At 69.8% G+C, this 17,864-nt stretch carries 15 protein-coding genes; 9 read left to right on the top strand and 6 right to left on the bottom strand.

Annotated features, from left to right (window positions below):
• The first annotated feature begins 35 nt into the window (after positions 1-35).
• Entirely contained in the window at positions 36-1,013 is a 978-nt protein-coding gene (locus tag ABZ484_RS21415; RefSeq protein WP_358867492.1) for an RNA polymerase sigma-70 factor, read from the top strand.
• A complete protein-coding gene (locus tag ABZ484_RS21410; protein ID WP_358867478.1) occupies positions 997-3,444 on the top strand; it encodes a SpoIIE family protein phosphatase in 2,448 nt (815 codons plus the stop codon). The genes ABZ484_RS21415 and ABZ484_RS21410 overlap by 17 nt, the downstream gene beginning before the upstream one ends.
• Positions 3,445-3,467: 23 nt before the next feature.
• Here ABZ484_RS21410 and ABZ484_RS21405 read toward each other — a convergent pair whose 3' ends face one another.
• The gene (locus tag ABZ484_RS21405) at positions 3,468-4,022 is read right to left on the bottom strand and encodes a TetR family transcriptional regulator (protein WP_358867477.1); all 555 of its coding nucleotides are present in this window, start codon (positions 4,020-4,022) and stop codon (positions 3,468-3,470) included.
• Between the two features lie 398 nt (positions 4,023-4,420).
• Here ABZ484_RS21405 and ABZ484_RS21400 point away from each other — a divergent pair, with 398 nt between their 5' ends.
• The 4 genes from ABZ484_RS21400 to ABZ484_RS21385 all read left to right on the top strand — a co-directional run bounded on the left by ABZ484_RS21400 (position 4,421) and on the right by ABZ484_RS21385 (position 8,989).
• Positions 4,421-5,536: an ABC transporter permease gene (locus tag ABZ484_RS21400; protein WP_358867476.1), complete on the top strand. Its 1,116-nt coding sequence runs from the start codon at positions 4,421-4,423 to the stop codon at positions 5,534-5,536.
• Between the two features lie 249 nt (positions 5,537-5,785).
• On the top strand, positions 5,786-6,259 hold the full coding sequence (locus tag ABZ484_RS21395) for a carboxymuconolactone decarboxylase family protein (RefSeq protein ID WP_358867475.1): 474 nt from the start codon (positions 5,786-5,788) through the stop codon (positions 6,257-6,259).
• 405 nt (positions 6,260-6,664) lie between these two features.
• Positions 6,665-7,897, top strand: a complete 1,233-nt coding sequence (locus tag ABZ484_RS21390; RefSeq protein ID WP_358867474.1) for a glycoside hydrolase family 6 protein — start codon at positions 6,665-6,667, stop codon at positions 7,895-7,897.
• A 726-nt stretch (positions 7,898-8,623) separates the two neighbouring features.
• Positions 8,624-8,989: a hypothetical protein gene (locus ABZ484_RS21385; RefSeq protein ID WP_358867473.1), complete on the top strand. Its 366-nt coding sequence runs from the start codon at positions 8,624-8,626 to the stop codon at positions 8,987-8,989.
• A 23-nt stretch (positions 8,990-9,012) separates the two neighbouring features.
• Here the strand turns inward: ABZ484_RS21385 and ABZ484_RS21380 are convergent, their stop codons facing one another.
• On the bottom strand, positions 9,013-10,044 hold the full coding sequence (locus tag ABZ484_RS21380) for an endonuclease/exonuclease/phosphatase family protein (protein ID WP_358867491.1): 1,032 nt from the start codon (positions 10,042-10,044) through the stop codon (positions 9,013-9,015).
• Positions 10,045-10,373: 329 nt separating this feature from the next.
• Between ABZ484_RS21380 and vanR-Sc the strand changes: the two genes are divergently transcribed.
• From vanR-Sc to ABZ484_RS21365, 3 genes are all read left to right on the top strand, one after another.
• Positions 10,374-11,087 (top strand): VanSc-type vancomycin resistance response regulator transcription factor VanR, encoded by a 714-nt coding sequence (gene vanR-Sc, locus ABZ484_RS21375; RefSeq protein WP_358867472.1) that lies wholly within the window; start codon positions 10,374-10,376, stop codon positions 11,085-11,087.
• 10 nt (positions 11,088-11,097) lie between these two features.
• The gene (locus ABZ484_RS21370) at positions 11,098-12,189 is read left to right on the top strand and encodes a HAMP domain-containing sensor histidine kinase (protein ID WP_358867471.1); all 1,092 of its coding nucleotides are present in this window, start codon (positions 11,098-11,100) and stop codon (positions 12,187-12,189) included.
• A gap of 281 nt (positions 12,190-12,470) precedes the next feature.
• Positions 12,471-13,595: a peptidoglycan bridge formation glycyltransferase FemA/FemB family protein gene (locus tag ABZ484_RS21365; RefSeq protein WP_358867490.1), complete on the top strand. Its 1,125-nt coding sequence runs from the start codon at positions 12,471-12,473 to the stop codon at positions 13,593-13,595.
• A 108-nt stretch (positions 13,596-13,703) separates the two neighbouring features.
• Here ABZ484_RS21365 and murF read toward each other — a convergent pair whose 3' ends face one another.
• From murF to vanH, 4 genes are read right to left on the bottom strand one after another with little or no spacing between them, the layout of a single operon-like run.
• Positions 13,704-15,047: a UDP-N-acetylmuramoyl-tripeptide--D-alanyl-D-alanine ligase gene (gene murF / locus ABZ484_RS21360; RefSeq protein ID WP_358867470.1), complete on the bottom strand. Its 1,344-nt coding sequence runs from the start codon at positions 15,045-15,047 to the stop codon at positions 13,704-13,706.
• The gene (vanX, locus tag ABZ484_RS21355) at positions 15,044-15,706 is read right to left on the bottom strand and encodes a D-Ala-D-Ala dipeptidase VanX (RefSeq protein ID WP_358867469.1); all 663 of its coding nucleotides are present in this window, start codon (positions 15,704-15,706) and stop codon (positions 15,044-15,046) included. The genes murF and vanX overlap by 4 nt, the downstream gene beginning before the upstream one ends.
• A complete protein-coding gene (gene vanA-Sc, locus ABZ484_RS21350) occupies positions 15,696-16,742 on the bottom strand; it encodes a D-alanine--(R)-lactate ligase VanA-Sc (RefSeq protein WP_358867489.1) in 1,047 nt (348 codons plus the stop codon). Before vanA-Sc ends, vanX begins: the two co-directional genes overlap by 11 nt.
• Positions 16,735-17,775 (bottom strand): D-lactate dehydrogenase VanH, encoded by a 1,041-nt coding sequence (gene vanH / locus ABZ484_RS21345; RefSeq protein WP_358867468.1) that lies wholly within the window; start codon positions 17,773-17,775, stop codon positions 16,735-16,737. The genes vanA-Sc and vanH overlap by 8 nt, the downstream gene beginning before the upstream one ends.
• Positions 17,776-17,864 lie beyond the last annotated feature (89 nt).

Raw genomic sequence — 17,864 nt, 5'->3', positions numbered from 1 at the left:
GCGCCCCGAGCCACCCTGGTCAGGTGGCCGAAACGATGTACCGCAAGTCCCCCGGGCCGAACGACCTGGAAGCGGCTGTCCCCGTCTTCGTGCAGCACCGGGCGCGTCTGTTCGGCATCGCCTATCGCGTGCTGGGCAGCGTCGTCGAGGCCGAGGACGTGGTCCAGGAGGTGTGGCTGCGCTGGCAGAAGACCGACCGCCGCGCGGTGGTCAGCCCGGCGGCCTTCCTGTCGAGCGCCACGACCCGCCTGGCCATCAACGTCGCGCAATCGGCGCGCGTGCGCCGCGAGACCTATGTCGGTCCGTGGCTGCCCGAGCCCGTCGACACGAGCGCGGATCCGGCGGTGGGCGCGGAGCGCGCGGAGGCCGTGGAACTGGCCCTGCTGCTGGTGCTGGAGAAACTGAGCCCGACCGAGCGCGCCGCGTACGTACTGCGCGAGGCTTTCGACTACGGCTATCCCGAGATCGCCGAGATCCTGCGGCTCAGTGTCGTCAACGTGCGGAAGATCGTGAGCCGCGCTCGCAGGCGTCTGTCGGCCGAGCAGCGGGAGAGCGTGGACACGGTGGAACACCGACGCCTCCTGGACGCCTTCGTCTCAGCGGCCCGAACGGGGGACATGGACGCACTGGAAGCCCTTCTCACCCCCGATGCCGTCAGCCTGTCCGACGGCAACGGCATCCGCGGGGCCGCTCGTGTACCCGTGCTGGGCCGCGCCCGCGTGGCGAACCTGGCGACCGCCACGCGGCGGTTCTGGAGCGGCGCGGACCTCAGGCCCGTCGACGCCAACGGCCGTTCAGGAGTCATGATCCACCGGGACGGCGAGCCCACCACGTTCCTGACGACGGCCGCGTCGCGGAAAGGCATCCACACGGTCATGTGGGTATGGAACCCGAGCAAGATCGCGGCCTTCCTGGGATCACGCTCGTGCGGCGCGAGGGCTCCCGTGGCCCGGTCGGAACCAGCCGATGTGGGCCAGTTCTCGAGGGCGGACGACGATGGCTTCCCGTCCTGAGACCGGGGGCGCAGCCCCGTCGTTCGAGGCCGCTCTGGTGATGCTGAACGCGCGGGGTCTGATCACCGCTTGGTCGGACCGCGCCGAGGAGCTCCTGGGCTATGCGGGCCCGGAGATGCTGAGGAGGCCGGTCGATTCGTTCCTGGTCTCCGGTGACCTCGTCGACGCGCTCGGCGAGGGCGGGCTTCCCGGTCGGGGTGCGGCCCGCGATCAGTACGTCGTGGCCAGGCACCGCGACGGACGGCGTCTGGGGCTGATCGTGCGGGTGTCCGTCCTGTTCGACGACGACGGAGCCGAGGCGCGACTGCTTCAGGCCCTTCCGGCCGAGCAGGTGCCCTGGTACGGCGTGGACCCGTCGGCCGTCAGACGGCTGCTCGAGGACGCACCGGTCGGCGTGGCCGTGCTGGATCCAAACCTGCGCTGTGTCTGGCTCAACGACGCGCAGACCCGCGTCGGCGGAGTGTCCCGGGAGCAGCGCCTGGGTCAGGGCCTGGACGCTGTGTTCCCACCCGCCCAGGCCGCCGAGCTGGGGGCGCGGATACGGCGGGTGCTGGAAACCGGTGTGCCACTGATCGACCACGAGTTCCAGAGCGGCACGGTGGCCGATCCCGCCGGCCGCGCCTACTCGGCTTCCTTCGCCCGGCTCCAAGGGCCGCGGAACGGCGTTCTCGGTGTGGCGTGCCTTGTTCTGGACGTGACCGAGCGCTGGCGTTCCCGGCAGCGCAGGCAGCTCATGAGTGATCTCGGCGACCGCATCGAGGACAGCCTCGACATCGCACGGACGGCGCAGAGCATCGCGCACGCCGCGGTGCCGCTGCTCGGCGACTACGCCGCCGTCGACCTGCTGGACACGACCGTTCCCGGCGGCGCGCTTCCGGACGGACGCGCCCGTCCGCGGGTCCCGCTGCGCCGGGCCGGGCAGGAGTCCCTGCGGCCCTTCTCGGCGTCGGGACCGGCGGTCGGCGACGAGGTGCGGACGGGGCCGTCGTCCGTGGCGGCGCGTGCCCTTTCCGAGGGCCGGGAACTGCTCGATCGGATCGAAGAGCCGGCGAGTGGGGCCGCCTCGGCCGAGCAGGACACGGACGCACACCTCGCCGCACTGGTCCGGGACTTCGGACCGCACTCGCTCCTCGCCGTCCCCATCACCTCTCCGGACGGCGTGCTCGGAGTCATGTCCGTGGCACGGGCGTCGCGGTCCGGACCCTTCACGGAGGACGAACTCCTGTTCGTCCAGCAGTTCACCGCTCGGGCCGCGACCGCCCTCGCGCGTGCGCATCGATACAGCAGAGAGCACGCCACGGCGCTGGCCCTCCAGCAGAGCCTGCTGCCGCACCGCCTGCCGCCGCGCGGCCCCGCACGAGGGTCTCTGCTCGACGTGGCCTGGCGCTACCTGCCCGCCGACACGCACGGAGGAGTCGGCGGCGACTGGTTCGACGTCATCCCGCTCTCCGGTGCCCGTACCGCGCTGGTGGTCGGCGACGTGGTCGGACACGGAGTGCATGCGGCCGCCACCATGGGCCGGCTGAGGACCGCCGTGCAGACCCTGGCCGCCATGGACCTGGCGCCGGAGGAGCTGCTGGCGAACCTGGACGACCTGGTGGTCCGGCTCGCCGAGGACGAGACGGTGGACGGGGAGCGGCTTCGCTTCGGACCGGTGGGCACGACGTGCCTGTACCTCGTGTACGACCCGGTTCTCGGGGAGTGCACGGCGGCCGGCGCGGGCCACCCGCCGCCGGCCCTGCTGGCCCCGGACGGCACGGTCACCTTCCTGGATCTGCCGCCGGCGCCGCCACTCGGTGTGGCGACGCTCCCGATCGAGCCGGTGCGGTGGAAGCTGCGCGAGGAGAGCCTGCTGGTTCTCTTCACCGACGGGCTGATCACGTGCGGCGGCCGGGATCTCGGCACGGGGATGACGCGGCTGTCCGAGGCACTCTCGCACACCGGGCGCCACCCCGGGTCCTCGTCGGACGAGCTGTGCGGCAGAGTGGCCGCCGACGTGCTCGACCAACCGCTCTGGGACGACGCGGCCCTGCTCATGGCGCGCACCCACGCCCTGTCCGCCGACCGCGTGGCCCGCTGGGATCTCCCCACCGACCCGGCCGTCGTGACGTTGAGCCGGGAACTGGCCATGCGTCAGCTGGCCGAGTGGGGACTGGAGGAGCTGGCGTTCACGACCGAACTGATCGTCAGTGAGATGGTCACCAACGCGGTTCGCTACGGCAAGGGTCCGCTCACCCTGCGCTTGATCCACCACGACGTCCTCACCTGCGAAGTCTTCGACAGGAGCAACACGTCACCTCGGCTCCAGAACGCGCGGACACTGGACGAGGGCGGCCGGGGTCTGTTCCTCGTCGCCCGGCTCAGCAAGCGGTGGGGCGTTCGGCACACCGAACCGGGCAAGGTCGTCTGGGCCGAGCAGGAACTCCCCTGACCCAGGCGCACCATGCGGGCTGCTCAGTGGCTCAGCAGGCGCCGCACCAAGGGCAGCAGGTCCTGCGGGTCCGCCGCCGCCAACTCCTCGAACGCACCGGCACCGCGTCCCAGCAGCACCCCGATGAACGCGGCCGTCGCCACCTCGGCCCGCAGCTGTGGCCGGTCCAGTCCCTGCTCCGCGAAGGCCTCCTTCAAGGGAGCGACCATCCGGAGCTGGAGTTCCTCGCGTGTCGCGCGCTCGACCGCCGTGTCGTGAGGACGCTGGACCGCGGCCTGGAAAATGGGGCCCGGACCGCGCTGCCCGACGCGTTCGAGCACCTCCCGCACCCGCTCGGTATGGAGCAGGTCCAACGGCACGTCGTCGCCCGCCTCGGCCCGCAGCACGGCGATGAAGAGCTGAGACTTGCCCCCGAAGTAACGGGCGATCAGAGCCTGGTCGAGCCCCGCGCGTTCGCCGATGTCCCGCACAGTGGTGCGTTCGAACCCGCGCTCGGCGAGCAACTCGCCCGCGGCCTTGATCAACAGCTCTCTGCTGCGCGCCGCGTCCCTTCGGCGCGGGGGCTTCTCGGCGCTCATCGACGTGACGTCCCTCCTTCTGTCGTCTGCCCGACCCTGCGCAGCCGACTCTGCCACGGCTCGGTCGCCTCCGGCGCGCAGACGCCACGCCCATCGGATGCCGTCGCTCACCAGGCGCCCAGGTGACAGGCCGCATGGACGTGAGCCGCATCACGTGGATGGCAGTACCTACGTCCCGGCCTAGTAGCGGGCGAGCCGCGCCGGCTGATGCCGCTGTCTGGTGTCCGGGCCGCGATCGCCGGTCCTTCGACGCGGTCAGTACTAAGCAGCTTCGTGGCAAGCGCTCACCCGCAGGCCGTGGGATTCACCTACAGTCTCCTATGTCAGCGATTGCTGACTTGGCGGGCCGGAGGGGGGCCCGCCACTTCTTTTCGGGAGTCTCACCAGGAGATGTGCTCGTGCAGCAAGACGCCTTCACACCCGACATGCCCGACATGCCCGACATGCCCGACGCGGGTCAGGACAAAGGTCGGCACCGGGCGGGTACGCGCACCGACGCGGCGCCGGTGCGACGAGGCCTGACCGGCTCCAAGGCGGTGCTGGCCCCGGTCGTCACCGTGCTCACCATCGGACTGGTGTTCGTCGCTGTCTTTCTCGCCGCCTTCCACACGCCCAAGGCCCACCGACTGCCGGTCGCCGTGGCCGCTCCGGACCGCGCGGCGGCACTCTTCGACGTGAGGCTGCAACGGGTGGCGCCCGACGCGTTCCAGGTCGAGCGCTACCAGGACGAGAACGCCGCCAGGTCGGCGGTCGAGCACCGCAAGGCGTACGCGGCCTACCTGGACACCTCCGGCCCGCCCCGGCTTCTGTACGCGGGTGCCAACGGCCTGGCCGTCCAGGCGATGATCGCGCCGCTCGGCCATGCCGCCGTGCCGGAGGGGAGCAGGATGCGGGTGCAGGACGTCCTCCCGCTGTCGAGGGGGGACAGCCGCGGCCTGTCCGTCTTCTACGCCTCCTTCGGGCTCGTCCTGGCGGGATTCCTCTTCGGCCAGATGACGTACCAACTGGCGCCGCGGCTGTCCTTCGCGCAACGCGTACTCAGTCTCACGATCTTCGCGGTCGTGGGAGGACTGGCCACCGCGCTCATCGCGGGGACCGTCTTCGACGCGATCCCGGGGTCCTTCATCGCCCTCGCCGGCGTCATCGCCCTCATGGCGGGAGCCGTCGCGGCCGGAACCGTCCTGCTCATCCGCATCTTCGGGCCGCTCGGCGTCCCACTGGGCTCGATCTTCATGCTGGTGATGGGCAACGCCACGAGCGGCGGGGTCCTGCCCCCGTCCTTCCTCCCCGGCTGGCTGCAACCGCTGGCCTCGGTGATGCCCGCCGGTGTCGGAGTGCGAGCCATCAACGGGCTCGCCTACTTCCACAACGACGGAGTCGGGGACGGGGTGACCATCCTCTCCGTCTGGGTGGTGTTCTGCATCGGGGCCATCTTCAGCCTCGACCAGATCGCCGCGTCGACGGCCATCGTCCACGTCGCCCACCGCGGAAAGCCCTCGCGGACGGGCGTCTGAAGTGCTGCGGTCCCACAACCGCGTCGGACGGCACCCGGCACCCGAGGGATGCGCCTGCCCGCCTTCTGTGACGGTCCCGCTCTTCCACGACTCGCAGCCGGCGGGTTCGTAAGGACCGGAGACCGGCATCAAGACCGGAGACCTGCATCAAGACCGGAGACCTGCATCACACGGTTTCGGGTGTCACACCTGGCCGGGCTGTCCGGTCAGTAGTGCGTAACGGCAACTCTGCTAGGAGGGCTCAGACCCATGGATCCGCGTCTCAACTACTACGGCAACTCCGTCGGCGCCAAGGTGCTGAAGCACCTCGTCTCGGCCAGCAAGGTGCTGGCGGGCTCGACGCTGCCGGCCACCGTTCAGCACCTGGTGGAGATCCGCGCCAGCCAGATCAACGGCTGCGGCTTCTGCACCGACATGCACACCAAGGAGGCCACCCACGCCGGGGAGACCCCGGTGCGGCTCAACCTGATCGCCGCCTGGCGGGAGGCGACGGTCTTCACTGAGGCCGAGCGTGCGGCACTGGAGTTGACCGAGCAGGGCACCCGTGTCGCGGACGCGGCCGGCGGGGTCACCGACGAGGCCTGGGAGAGCGCCGCGAAGCACTTCGACGAGGACCAACTCGCCGCCCTGACCTCGCTCATCGCCATCATCAACGCCTACAACCGCATCAACATCGTCACCCAGCAGCCGGCCGGCGGCTACAAGGTCGGCATGTTCGGCTGAGCCAGGGCACTCCACCCGGCCGGACACGTCCGGCCGTCTCCCCGCCGTTCCGACCTCCGGCGGGGAGACGGCTTTTCGGGTGACCCCGGAGTGCCCCCAACGAGGCTCCTGTCGGTCGCGCAACCCTGGGCAGCGCGGCCGTCCCGTCGTCCCCCCGCGTGAATACCTCACCGCTCCACGGCAGTTGACGAACGTTCGGAGGGAAGGCCGAAGCCGGTCTCCGTCAGCGGTTTCGGGACGCGTCGCTGCCACGAGGACGCCCCGCGCCTTCACTTCTTGAAACTCGTCGGGGGGATTGACGCCGCTCCCGCATGAGAGGTTAATTTCTTGCTGCCGTTCATGGGAGCGCTCCCAAAATTGTCGTGAACGGGCACGGCCACCCCACGCATCCGAGGAGCCATCCGCATGACCGCACGCGACCGTGCCGGAAGCACCGGAACACCCGGCAGAACAGGCCGAACCGGCGGAGCCCCGCGTCCGCTCACTGTCGCCGCAGCCGCCGCCGCGCTGGCCGCCACCGCGTTCGCGGCCACTCCCGCGCAGGCCGCGCCGGCGCACGCGGCGCCGCCCGTCGCCCTGTACACCCCGCCCGCGAACCCGGACGCCGACCGGCAGATACTGGACCTGGTGCGGCACCGGCAGTTCAAGGACGCGGCCGGCGTGCTGGCGATGACGCTGACCCCCCAGGCCGTGTGGTACGGCGACGGCACGCCCGACGAGGTGCGCGCGTCGGTGCACAAGACGGTCGTGGCCGCGGCCCGGCACCACGCGCTGCCGGTCCTCGCGCTCTACAACATCCCGGGCCGCGACTGCGCCCAGTACTCGGCCGGCGGCGCCGCCGACACCCCGCAGTACGAGGCGTGGATCGACGCCGTGCGCGCGGGGATCGGCAGCCTGCCCGCCACCGTCGTCCTGGAGCCGGACTCGCTCGCGCTGCTGCCCTCGGACTGCGGCCAGGACGACGCGCAGGGCAGCAGGACCACCGAGCGCTACACGGAGATCCACTACGCGGTGGACGCCCTGGAACCGCTGGCCGGGACCAAGGTCTACCTGGACGCCGGGCACAGCGGCTGGCACAGCGTCAACGACATCGTGCCCCGCCTCGTCGCCGGCGGCGTCGACGACGCCACCGGCTTCTTCCTGAACATCTCCAACTACCGCTCCGACAGCGAACTGGCCTGGTACGGCAAGCTGATCTCGTCCTGCCTGAGCTACGTGTCGGCCGGCGGCCCGGCGGCCGACTGCCCCAACCAGTGGTGGCCGGTGAACGACGCCCAGGCGTGGCTCGACGCGCACGTGCACGCGGCGCCGTCCGCCATGAAGCACTTCGTCACCGACACCAGCCGCAACGGCCAGGGCCCGTGGACCCCGCCGGCCGGCGTCTACTCCGACCCGCAGGACTGGTGCAACCCGCCCGGCCGCGGCACCGGCGCCCGGCCCACCCTCGACACGGGGGACCCGCTGGCCGACGCCAAGCTGTGGGTGAAGATCCCCGGTGAGTCGGACGGGCAGTGCACCCGCGGCACGGCGGGCCCCGACGACCCCGAGCGCGGCTACCAGGACCCGGCGGCCGGCCAGTGGTTCCCGCAGCAGGCCCTGGAACTGGTCCACAACGCCAACCCCCCGCTGTTGCGCTGACCGGAGAGCGCGGCCGGGGGACCCAGGGTCAAGCCTCGGCGACGGCGACGCCGCCCTGCCCGCCGACATCACCGCCTGACCCGAAGACGAGATGACCGAGTGAGCGTCGATGCACCAGGGCAGGCAGGCGAGGGGCGGGGCGGCGTTGTCAGTGCCGCGTGGCACCATCCGGCCATGACGGACGAGTCCCTCAACTGACGTGATTTCCCGGGACGTTGGCAACAGAAGCGGGTTCCGCGCGCGGACGACGACGGCGGGCGGACCGTCGTCTCCCTGGGCCGGCCGGGGGCGGACGAGGCGGCGATCGCCGCGGCCGAGGAGCGGCTGGGGCGGCGGCTGCCGCCCTCGTTCCGGGGTTCCTGGCCGTGAGCGACGGGCCGCCTCACGAAGACAGCACCTCGGCCATCCCCCTGCTCTCTCTCCGGGGTTCCTCCTGAGGCATGGGCGATGCCCGCGAGACGGAGCGCCGGGGTCCCCGGCCACTGCTCGGCACGGTGTGCTCCCCGCGCTCGCACCGACTCCACCGCGAGCCGCCCGGCCACCACCTACCGCACCGGAACCGCCCCGGAGCGCGACCGCTGCTGCTGCATCGGCACCACCGATGCCACCGGGTCGGGGGACCGGGCCTCCGGCCGGCAGGCCGGACACACCGGATCAGTGTGAACATCGCCCCAGGACGACATGGCGACTCAGTGCCGTCACCACACCTGGCAGGAGGACCAAGCGATGAGCCTCACCCTGAAGCGTCTGCTCGGCGTCACCGCGGCGGTGACCACGGGCGCGGCGGCCCTGCTCGGCGCCGGCGCCGGCACCGCCGGGGCCTCCGGCGGCGCGTATTGCGACCGCGCCGAACAGGACATGTGGAGCGACGGGCCGAGCCGCAGCCTGACCGGTCACCACTGCAGCATCCCGTCCGACGGGCACCGCTGGTACACCGTCGAGATCGGCACCCTCGTCCAGAGGCACTACAAGGGGGACACGCTGGACGGTCGGATCGACCGGACCGAGACCCTGCACCACACGACCATCCGATGCCTGGGCTACACCTCCGGAAACGGCACGGTGAACTGGTTCGGATGCCCACCGGTCTGACACGCCCGGGGACGGGCAGGCGTTCACCAGCTGATGGTGGCCGCCACCGGCAGGTGGTCGCTGCCGGTGGCCGGCAGCACCCAGGAGCTCTCCGGCTGCACGCCGCGGACCAGGATCTGGTCGATCCGCGCCACCGGGAACTTCGCCGGCCAGGTGAAGCCGAAGCCCTTCCCGGCCTCGTTCTGGGCCGAGCGCAGTTGCGAGGTGACGCCCTCGAGCGCGCGGTCGTCCGTGGTGCCGTTCAGGTCGCCCAGCAGTACCACCCGCTCGTTCCGCTCGGCGGCGAGGGCCTCGCCGAGCGCCTGCACGCCGCGGTCCCGGCTGTCCGTCCAGAAGCCCCCTCGGGGCATCAGCCGTACGGATCCCAGGTGGGCCACATACACCGCCAGCGGCCCTTGGTCCGTGGCCACCGTGGTGCGCAGCGCCCGGTTGTAGGACATCTTGACGTCGGCCGGCTTGGTGGCCGCCAGCGGCCCGAAGTCCGTGATGTCGATCGGCCGGGTGTCCGACAGCGGCAGCTTGCTCCACAGCCCGACCGTGCCCAGCACCGTGTGGTACGGGTACGCCTTCGCCAGTTCCTTGACGTACGTGCCCCGGGCCTGCTCGGTCAGCTCCACCAGGGCCAGTACGTCCGCACCGGAGTCAGCCAGGTCGCGGGCGGTGCCGGCCGGATCGGCATTGGCGTCGCCGACGTTGTGCTCGGCCACGGTGAGATCGCCGCCCGGGTGGGACTTGTCTCCGAGCAGCCCGCCGAAGAGGTTCAGCCACACCACGACGGGCAGCAGCAGCGCGACCACCGCCGAGACGGCGCGACGCCACAGCGCCCCGGCCAGCAGTACGGGGATGAACAGGCCGAACCACGGCAGGAAGGTCTCCACCAGGCTGCCGAGACCCCCGCGGTCCGTGATCCGCGCGTGCAGCAGCATGAGCAGACCCAGGAGCAGCGACAGCGCCGCGAGCAGCCGGCCGCGCTTCCAGGGACCCGGCCGCAAGACGGCGCGTACCGCCCCGCGGACGCCCGCGCACCACCTCCCGGCACGAGCGTCCCACCGCATGCCCGCGTGCCCGGCACCGGTGTCGGCGTCCCGGCGGCCGGCGCCCTCCTGCCCGCTCTCCGCCGTGTCGGCCCGCGCCGTCGTCACTCCTCGCTCACCGCCGGTCACTGCTGCGTCCTCGGGTCCTGGGTGGGGTCGGCATACGTGGTCGGGCAGCCGTGAACGATCGCCGTCGGGCCGACGGGACGGAGCGGGCGAATCCCGTGGGCTGTGGTTCGTGCTGATGGTGCGGGCCGGTGCATGCCGCCAGTGAAGGCGGCGCCGTGTTGCCTGAGCGTATGGATTTTCCGATACGCCGACGATATGTGTCGGCTTGTAGCATCAAACGCATGCGTGTGTTGATTGTCGAGGACGAACCCTATATGGCGGAAGCGATCCGCGACGGCCTGCGCCTGGAAGCGATCGCGGCCGACATCGCAGGTGACGGTGACACCGCTCTGGAACTGCTGAGCGTCAACACCTACGACATCGCCGTCCTCGACCGTGACATTCCCGGGCCTTCCGGTGATGAGATCGCCAAACGCATCGTCGCTTCCGGAAGTGGTATGCCGATCCTCATGCTCACCGCGGCCGACCGTCTCGACGACAAGGCATCCGGTTTCGGACTCGGCGCCGACGACTACCTCACCAAGCCTTTCGAACTCCAGGAGCTCGCACTCAGGCTCAGAGCGCTCGACCGCAGACGTGCCCACAGCAGGCCGCCCGTGCGGGAGATCGCGGGGCTGCGGCTGGACCCGTTCCGCCGCGAGGTCTACCGGGACGGCCGCTACGTCGCACTGACCCGGAAGCAGTTCGCCGTGCTCGACGTCCTCGTCGCCGCCGAAGGCGGTGTCGTCAGCGCCGAGGAACTCCTGGAACGCGCGTGGGACGAGAACGCCGACCCCTTCACCAACGCCGTGCGCATCACCGTGTCGGCACTGCGCAAGCGTCTCGGCGAACCCTGGATCATCGCCACCGTGCCAGGAACCGGCTACCGCATCGACACACAACTGGAAGCCGCGGACGAGCCGGAGGCCGCAGACCGGGGAGCAGAGCGTGGATAGGGCGCCGGGTGTGAGCGTCCGCCTCAAACTCACCCTCAGCTACGCCGGGTTCCTCATGCTGGCCGGGGTCCTGCTGCTCGCGGCGGTGTGGGTGTTCCTCCTGCGGTATGTCCCCGAGCGTGCGATGCTCATCAACCCCGATGACAAACTCAATGGAGTCTTTCCCGTCCGGTCCGTCCTCCTGGAGGTTTTCGCTCCGAGGGCGGCCGCGGTGCTGGCGTTCCTGATGGTTTTCGGTCTCCTGGGAGGCTGGATCCTGGCGGGCCGCATGCTCGCCCCGCTGACCCGCGTCACCAACGCCACACGCATGGCCGCGAACGGATCGCTCGCCCACCGAATACGGCTACCCGGCCGCAGGGACGAGTTCCGCGAACTCGCCGACGCCTTCGACACGATGCTCGCCCGGCTCGAAGCGCACGTCGCCGAACAGCAGAGGTTCGCGGCCAACGCCTCGCACGAGTTGCGCACGCCGCTGGCGATCTCCAAGACACTTCTCGATGTGGCCCGCACCGATCCGAGCCGCGCCAACGGGGAACTCATCGACCGCCTGCACGCCGTCAACTCCCGGGCGATCGACCTCACTGAGGCGCTGCTCCTGCTCAGCCGCGCCGACCAGCGGTCCTTCACCCGAGAACACGTCGACCTGTCCCTCACAGCGGAAGAAGCCGCCGAAACACTCCTCCCGCTCGCGGAGAAGCGCGGCGTCACCATCGAGACGTGTGCCGACGTCACCCCCACGGTCGGATCGCCAGCCCTCCTGCTGCAACTGACCACGAACATCGTGCACAACGCGATCGTCCACAACCTGCCTGAACAGGGCACCGTGTGGGTCAGCACCGGCGTCCGACCCGCAACGGTGGTCCTCACCGTCGAGAACACCGGCGAGATGCTCACCCCGGAACTGGTCTCGACACTCACCGAACCGTTCCAGCGCGGCACCGAGCGCATTCACACCGACCATGCGGGCGTCGGACTCGGCCTGGCCATCGTCAAGACCATCACCCGCGCACACGACGGGACACTCACCCTCACCCCGCGCCCGGCGGGAGGGATGCGCGTCACCGTGGAACTACCGGCGACAGCCCCGCCCACCGACAGGTGACGCATTTCCTCCTGCGCTCCGGCCGCCCCGCTGCCGCCGGGACGCATCCGTGAGTCACAGGCCCGGAACGTATCGTCCGCATATCGAAAACCGCATACGTGCCGGCAACACGACACTCTCTTTACTACCGGCATGTCCTACTGCGAACCAGCACGAACAACAGCCCCGACCCGATGGGACCCGGAGTGCACCGGCGCGCCCTCCCAGAACCCCCACATGAGGATGGCGGGTCAGTGAGCCGAACCGCGCACCCCCAAGGGGACGGGACCGCGGGTGCGAGGCTGACCGTCCGGCCGATCAGCGCCACCGATCACCTGGCGTTCGTGCGGGCACAGCGGTCGGTCAGCTTCCTTCAGACTCCGGCATGGGGCCGCGTCAAGACCGAGTGGCGCAGCGAGTCCCTGGGCTGGTACCACGGCCGGCATCTGGTCGGTGCCGCGCTCGTCCTGCACCGCCCCGTGCCGCGGCTCGAGCGCTGGACACTGGCCTATCTGCCCGAGGGCCCGGTCATCGACTGGACCGGTGAGATCGACGCATGGCTCGATCCGCTGGCGGCCCATCTCAAGGCACACGGGGCGTTCGCGATCAGGCTCGGTCCGCCGGTCCGGACGAACATTTGGAGCGCCGACCAGGTGAAGGAGGGCATCGCCGACTCGGGGGTCAAGCGACTCACCGAGATGTCCGGCCAGTGGGCCGATCCCGTCGGCGCCCGTGTGACCAGCAGACTCAGGGACGCCGGCTGGCTCCCGCAGAGCCCGGAGGACGGCTTCGGCGTCGGGCATCCGCAGTTCAAGTACCAGATTCCACTGGCCGGCAGGACCGAGGACGACCTGCTCAAGGGCATGAACCAGCAATGGCGCCGCAACATCAAGAAGGCGGCCAAGGAGGGCGTCGAGGTCACGGCCGGCCGGGTCACGGCCGGTGGTGAGGACCTGAAGGCGTTCCACGACCTCTACGTCCACACCGCCGAGCGCGACCGCTTCACACCCCGGCCGCTGCGCTACTTCGAGACCATGTTCGCGGCGCTGAGCGCCGAGGACCCCGAACGGATCAGGCTCTACCTGGCTCGCCACCAGGGCGACCTGGTCGCCGCCACCATCCTGGTCCGCGTCGGCGCTCACGCCTGGTACTCCTACGGCGCCTCGTCCACCGAGAAGCGCGAGGTGCGCGGCTCCAACGCCTGCCAGTGGGCGATGATCCGCGACTCGCTGGCCGCCGGCTGCGACGTCTACGACCTGCGCGGCATCACCCCCACCCTCGACGCCGACGACCCGCACGTCGGACTGATCCGGTTCAAGGCCGGCACCGGCGGTCAGGCGGTGCGATACGTCGGCGAGTGGGACCTGCCGCTGCGGCCGACGATCTACCGGGCCTTCGACCTCTTCATGAGGCGGCGCGGGCGATGAGCCGACGCGGGCCATGAGCCGGCGCCACGCCCTCCAGCCGGGCGTGGCGCCGCATTTCTCCATGGCCCGCGCCACCTCCCGGAGCCTACGGCGGCGCACCCCGTCCGGCTACGCGAGCGCGGCGGCGACCTCGTCGAGGCGCGCCCCGCGGGAGGCTTTGACGAGCACCACATCGCCGGCGGCGAGGTGGCCGCGCAGCCAGTCGACGGCCGCGTCGTTGCCGGCCAGCGCCACCGCCCGCTCACCCGCGCCGTCGGCGATCGGCCGGGCGGCCTCGCCGACCGCGACCACCACGTCGGCCCGGGACGCGGCGTACCGTCCGACGGCGCGGTGCTCGGCCTCGCTGCCGTCGCCGAGTTCGAGCATCTCGCCGAGGACGGCGATGCGGCGCCGGCCCTGGATCGCCGCCAGTGCGTCGAGCGCGGCGCGGGTCGAGTCGGGGTTGGCGTTGTAGGAGTCGTCGAGCAGTGTCGCGCCGCCGGCGAGGGCGCGCAGTTCCATGCGCCACTTCGACAGCGAGGCGGTGGCCAGCGCCGACGCGGTCACCTTGAGGGGTACACCGGCCGCCAGCCCCGCGGCCGCGGCGGCCGACGCGTTGAGCGCCTGGTGGGCGCCGACGAGCGGAAGCACGACGGAAGCCGAGGCGTCGGCGGTCCGCAGCGTGAAGGCGGGCCGGCCGAGCCGGTCCAGCGCCAGGCCGAGCGCCCGTACGTCGGCGTGCTCGGCGCGGCCGAAGGTCAGCACCGGCCCGTCGGTGAAAGAGCGCATCGCGGCCACCCGGGGATCCTCGGCGTTGAGGACGGCGGTGCCGCCGGGTGCCAGCCCCCGCACCAGCTCGCTCTTGGCCTCGGCGATGGCCTCGCGCGACCCGAACTCGCCGAGATGGGCCTGGCCGACGTTGAGGACGACGCCGATGTCGGGTGCGACCAGGCCGGTGAGCTCCGCGATGTCGCCGACGTGGCGTGCTCCCATCTCGAGGACGAGGAATCGGGTGGCCGCGTCGGCGCGCAGCATGGTGAGCGGCACGCCGAGCTCGTTGTTGAACGAGCCGATCGTGGCGATCGTCGGCGCGGCGCTCGACAGCACGGCCGCCAGCAGATCCTTGGTGCCGGTCTTGCCCTGGGAGCCGGTCAGCCCGACAACGGTGAGTCCGTCGCGCAACCGGGCCACGACATGGGCGGCGAGCGCCTGGAGCGCGGCCTGGGCGTCCTCGACGACGACGGTGGGCAGCGGTGTGGGCCGGGAGCCGAGCACGGCCACCGCGCCGGCCCGGCCGGCCTGGGCGGCGTAGTCGTGGCCGTCGACATGCTCGCCTGCGAAGGCGACGAAGAGGCCGCCCGGCTCGGCCTGCCGGCCGTCGAGCACGGCCGGCGCGGTCACCGTGACGGCGCCATGGCCCTGGACCGTTCCGCCCACGACCGCGGCGATCTCGTCGAGGCCGAGCGGGATCATGCGCGTCCGGCGCGTGCGGCGCCGAGGGGGAGAGAACTGACGGGGCTCACCTGTGTGATGGGAAAGTCGAAGTAGGTGTCCGGATAAGGTTCGTCTTTGAGTGTGTAATGCCACCACTCGCAGTCGTACGAGCTGAAACCGGAGGTCTCCATGACAGCGCGAAGGTAGCGGCGGTTTCGTGCTTCGGTCTGTGTGACGCCTTCTGCTCCGTGATGGGACACCGGATCCATCAGGTCGTGGTCACCGCCCATGGGAGCAAGTTCACCGGTAGCCAGGTGATAGAGCGTCAGGTCGACCGTGCTGCCGCGGCTGTGGCCCGACTTGGCGGCTACGTACCCGTTTTTGAACATGTCGGTCCGGTCGATGTTCGGATAGTGCCGTGGTTTCGTCCGGCCGTCCTCCGGCTGTTGTGACCAGCGCACGAAGCAGTCCACGGCGCGTTGCGGGCGATAACCGTCCCAGAGGAGCAGGCCGAAGCCCAGGGACGCGGCCTCTCCACGCGCTCTGTCCAGTGCCGCGCACAGAGCCGTCGTACCGACGATTCGATTCACCAGGTATCCGTCCACGGGTTTTCCGGTGAAGTTGTCCCACGTGGCGTACTTGGCGTCCCAGCGTAGGCCGGGTATGAACTCGTCCAGAAAGACGAAGTCATGATTCATCGGCTTTTCCTGTCAACGTCTGCGACACCATCCGGTCGATCACTTCGGAGAGCGGCAGTCCAGCGGCGGCCATCATTCTCGGATAACGGCTGTACGAGGTCATGCCGGGCAGAGTGTTCACCTCGTTGAGGACGACCGTTCCGTCCGCCTTGAGGAACATGTCCACCCGGGACAGCCCTCTGCACCCCAAGGCGCGGTACACGGCCTTCGCCGTCTCCTGGACGAGCGCACACTGCTCCGCCGAGATGTCGGCGGGAACGATCGGTGTCGAGTTCTCGGAGCCGCTTTCCGGGTCGTCCTCCTGATGGATCCTGAAGAAGCCGTGGGACAGAGCCATTCGGTCCACCTCGCCGACGACCAGATCCAGGTCGTTCCCCAATATGGCGCATCCGACCTCGCTGCCGGCGACGGCCTCTTCGATCAGCACCTTCGAGTCGTACCGCGCCGCGGTTTCCACCGCACTCGGCAGTTCCTCCTTGCGGGACACCTTGCTGACGCCGAAAGACGACCCCGAACGGGCCGGCTTCACGAAGACGGGATAGGTGAGCCGGTCGGCATCGACGCTCTCGTTCGCCGTGACGGTCCAGAAATTCGGCGTGGCGATGCCCGCGCTTCGGGCGACGACGTAGGCCAGGGATTTGTCCATGCACAGGGCGGAGCTCTGTACATCGCACCCCACGTAGGGGATGCCGGCGAGCTCCAGCAGACCCTGCATCGCACCGTCCTCGCCGAGCCTGCCGTGCAGCACGGGCAGTACGACGTCCAGGCCGATCGTGTCGTAGCGTCCCCGGTCCAGTACGAGCAGTCCGCGTACACTTCTGTCCGGTGACAGCACGGCAGGACGGCAACCGCCGTTCTCCCAGTTCGCGTCAGGGCCGTCGCACAGCTTCCAGGCACCGCTCCGTGTGATGCCGATATAAAACGGTTCGTACTTTTCGAGGTCGAGGTTCCTCGCGACCTCTTGTGCGGACTTGACGGAGACGGGGTGCTCTTCGGAGCAGCCCCCGAATATGATTCCGACCTTCAGCCTATCCATGCTGGTCCCTGCTTTCAAATTTCAGGCAGTTGGCGATAGAATTTTCTACGGTGTCGCTCAGGGCGTGGTCCGTGTAGTAGGCGGTGTGCGGACTGATGAGCACATTCGGCAGCCTTTGCAGCCGCAGCAGGGCTTTGCTCTCGATCGGCTTGTTCCGGCGGTCCGTGTAGAAGATTCCTTCCTCTCCTTCGAGGACGTCCAGTGCTGCACCGCCCAATCTCCCGCTCTCCAGAGCCGGAACGAGAGCCTCGGTGTCGATGAGTGAACCGCGTCCCGTGTTGATGATGTACGCCCCGTGTTTCATCCGTCCGATACGACGGCGATCGAGGAGGTGATGTGTATCCGAGTTGAGCGGTGCATGGAGCGTCACGATGTCGCTCTGCCGCAGCAAGTCGTCTAGGGGGACGTAATCGGCAACCGCATTGCGGCGATTGCTGTGGGCCAGTATGCGGCAACCGAAACCCGGCAGCCTGTCCATGACTGCTGCGCCGATGCGTCCCGTGCCAATGACCCCGACGGTCAGATCGCGCAGTTCTCTCCCGCGCACGTCATTCAGCCGGTAATCATGGGCATCCGCACGGCGGACAGTGGACTTCGCGTGCCGCACCGCCATCAGCATGAGCATCAGCGTGTAGTCGGCGACACTGTCGGGGGAATAGTGAACATTCTCGACGGAAATGCCGACGCCGGCCGCGTACTCCACGTCGACATGGTTGTAGCCGATGCTGCGTGTGGATATGTATTTCACGCCGGACCGGCTCAGCGCAAGAAGAGTGGAATTCGTGATCCGGGATTTGTGACTGACGCTGACGCATCGGTTTCCGAATGCCAGCTCGATATTGGCCTCGGACACCGCCGCCTCTGTGATGGTCGGTGCCACGCCGAAGCGAGGAGCCAGTTGCCGGAACAGGACGGCCTCGTCCTGCCCGCACCCGTAGACCGTGATTCCCGTTCTCGGGACCGCCGGCGGGGGCGAGGGTGCGGGCGACCGGCTGCGGCGGACCGTTGTTCGTGCTGGTTCGCTGTAGGTCATGCCTCCAGTCAAGGAGACGTGGTGTTGCCGCCGCGTATGTGGTTTTCGATATTACGGCGATATGTTACCTGCTGGTAATGCCGAGGGTC

It is taken from the genome of Streptomyces sp. NPDC006393 (genome assembly GCF_040628575.1).
GTDB lineage: Bacteria > Actinomycetota > Actinomycetes > Streptomycetales > Streptomycetaceae > Streptomyces.
This window is presented reverse-complemented; position numbering and strand designations above follow the sequence as displayed.

Coding starts and splice junctions, on each gene's coding strand:
- murF (WP_358867470.1), bottom strand. CDS start 15,047: ATGATCCCGCTCGGCCTCGACGAGATCGCCGCGGTCGTGGGCGGAACG.
- ABZ484_RS21380 (WP_358867491.1), bottom strand. CDS start 10,044: ATGCGGTGGGACGCTCGTGCCGGGAGGTGGTGCGCGGGCGTCCGCGGG.
- vanX (WP_358867469.1), bottom strand. CDS start 15,706: ATGAATCATGACTTCGTCTTTCTGGACGAGTTCATACCCGGCCTACGC.
- ABZ484_RS21415 (WP_358867492.1), top strand. CDS start 36: ATGTACCGCAAGTCCCCCGGGCCGAACGACCTGGAAGCGGCTGTCCCC.
- ABZ484_RS21395 (WP_358867475.1), top strand. CDS start 5,786: ATGGATCCGCGTCTCAACTACTACGGCAACTCCGTCGGCGCCAAGGTG.
- vanA-Sc (WP_358867489.1), bottom strand. CDS start 16,742: ATGGATAGGCTGAAGGTCGGAATCATATTCGGGGGCTGCTCCGAAGAG.
- ABZ484_RS21405 (WP_358867477.1), bottom strand. CDS start 4,022: ATGAGCGCCGAGAAGCCCCCGCGCCGAAGGGACGCGGCGCGCAGCAGA.
- vanR-Sc (WP_358867472.1), top strand. CDS start 10,374: ATGCGTGTGTTGATTGTCGAGGACGAACCCTATATGGCGGAAGCGATC.
- ABZ484_RS21385 (WP_358867473.1), top strand. CDS start 8,624: ATGAGCCTCACCCTGAAGCGTCTGCTCGGCGTCACCGCGGCGGTGACC.
- ABZ484_RS21390 (WP_358867474.1), top strand. CDS start 6,665: ATGACCGCACGCGACCGTGCCGGAAGCACCGGAACACCCGGCAGAACA.
- vanH (WP_358867468.1), bottom strand. CDS start 17,775: ATGACCTACAGCGAACCAGCACGAACAACGGTCCGCCGCAGCCGGTCG.
- ABZ484_RS21410 (WP_358867478.1), top strand. CDS start 997: ATGGCTTCCCGTCCTGAGACCGGGGGCGCAGCCCCGTCGTTCGAGGCC.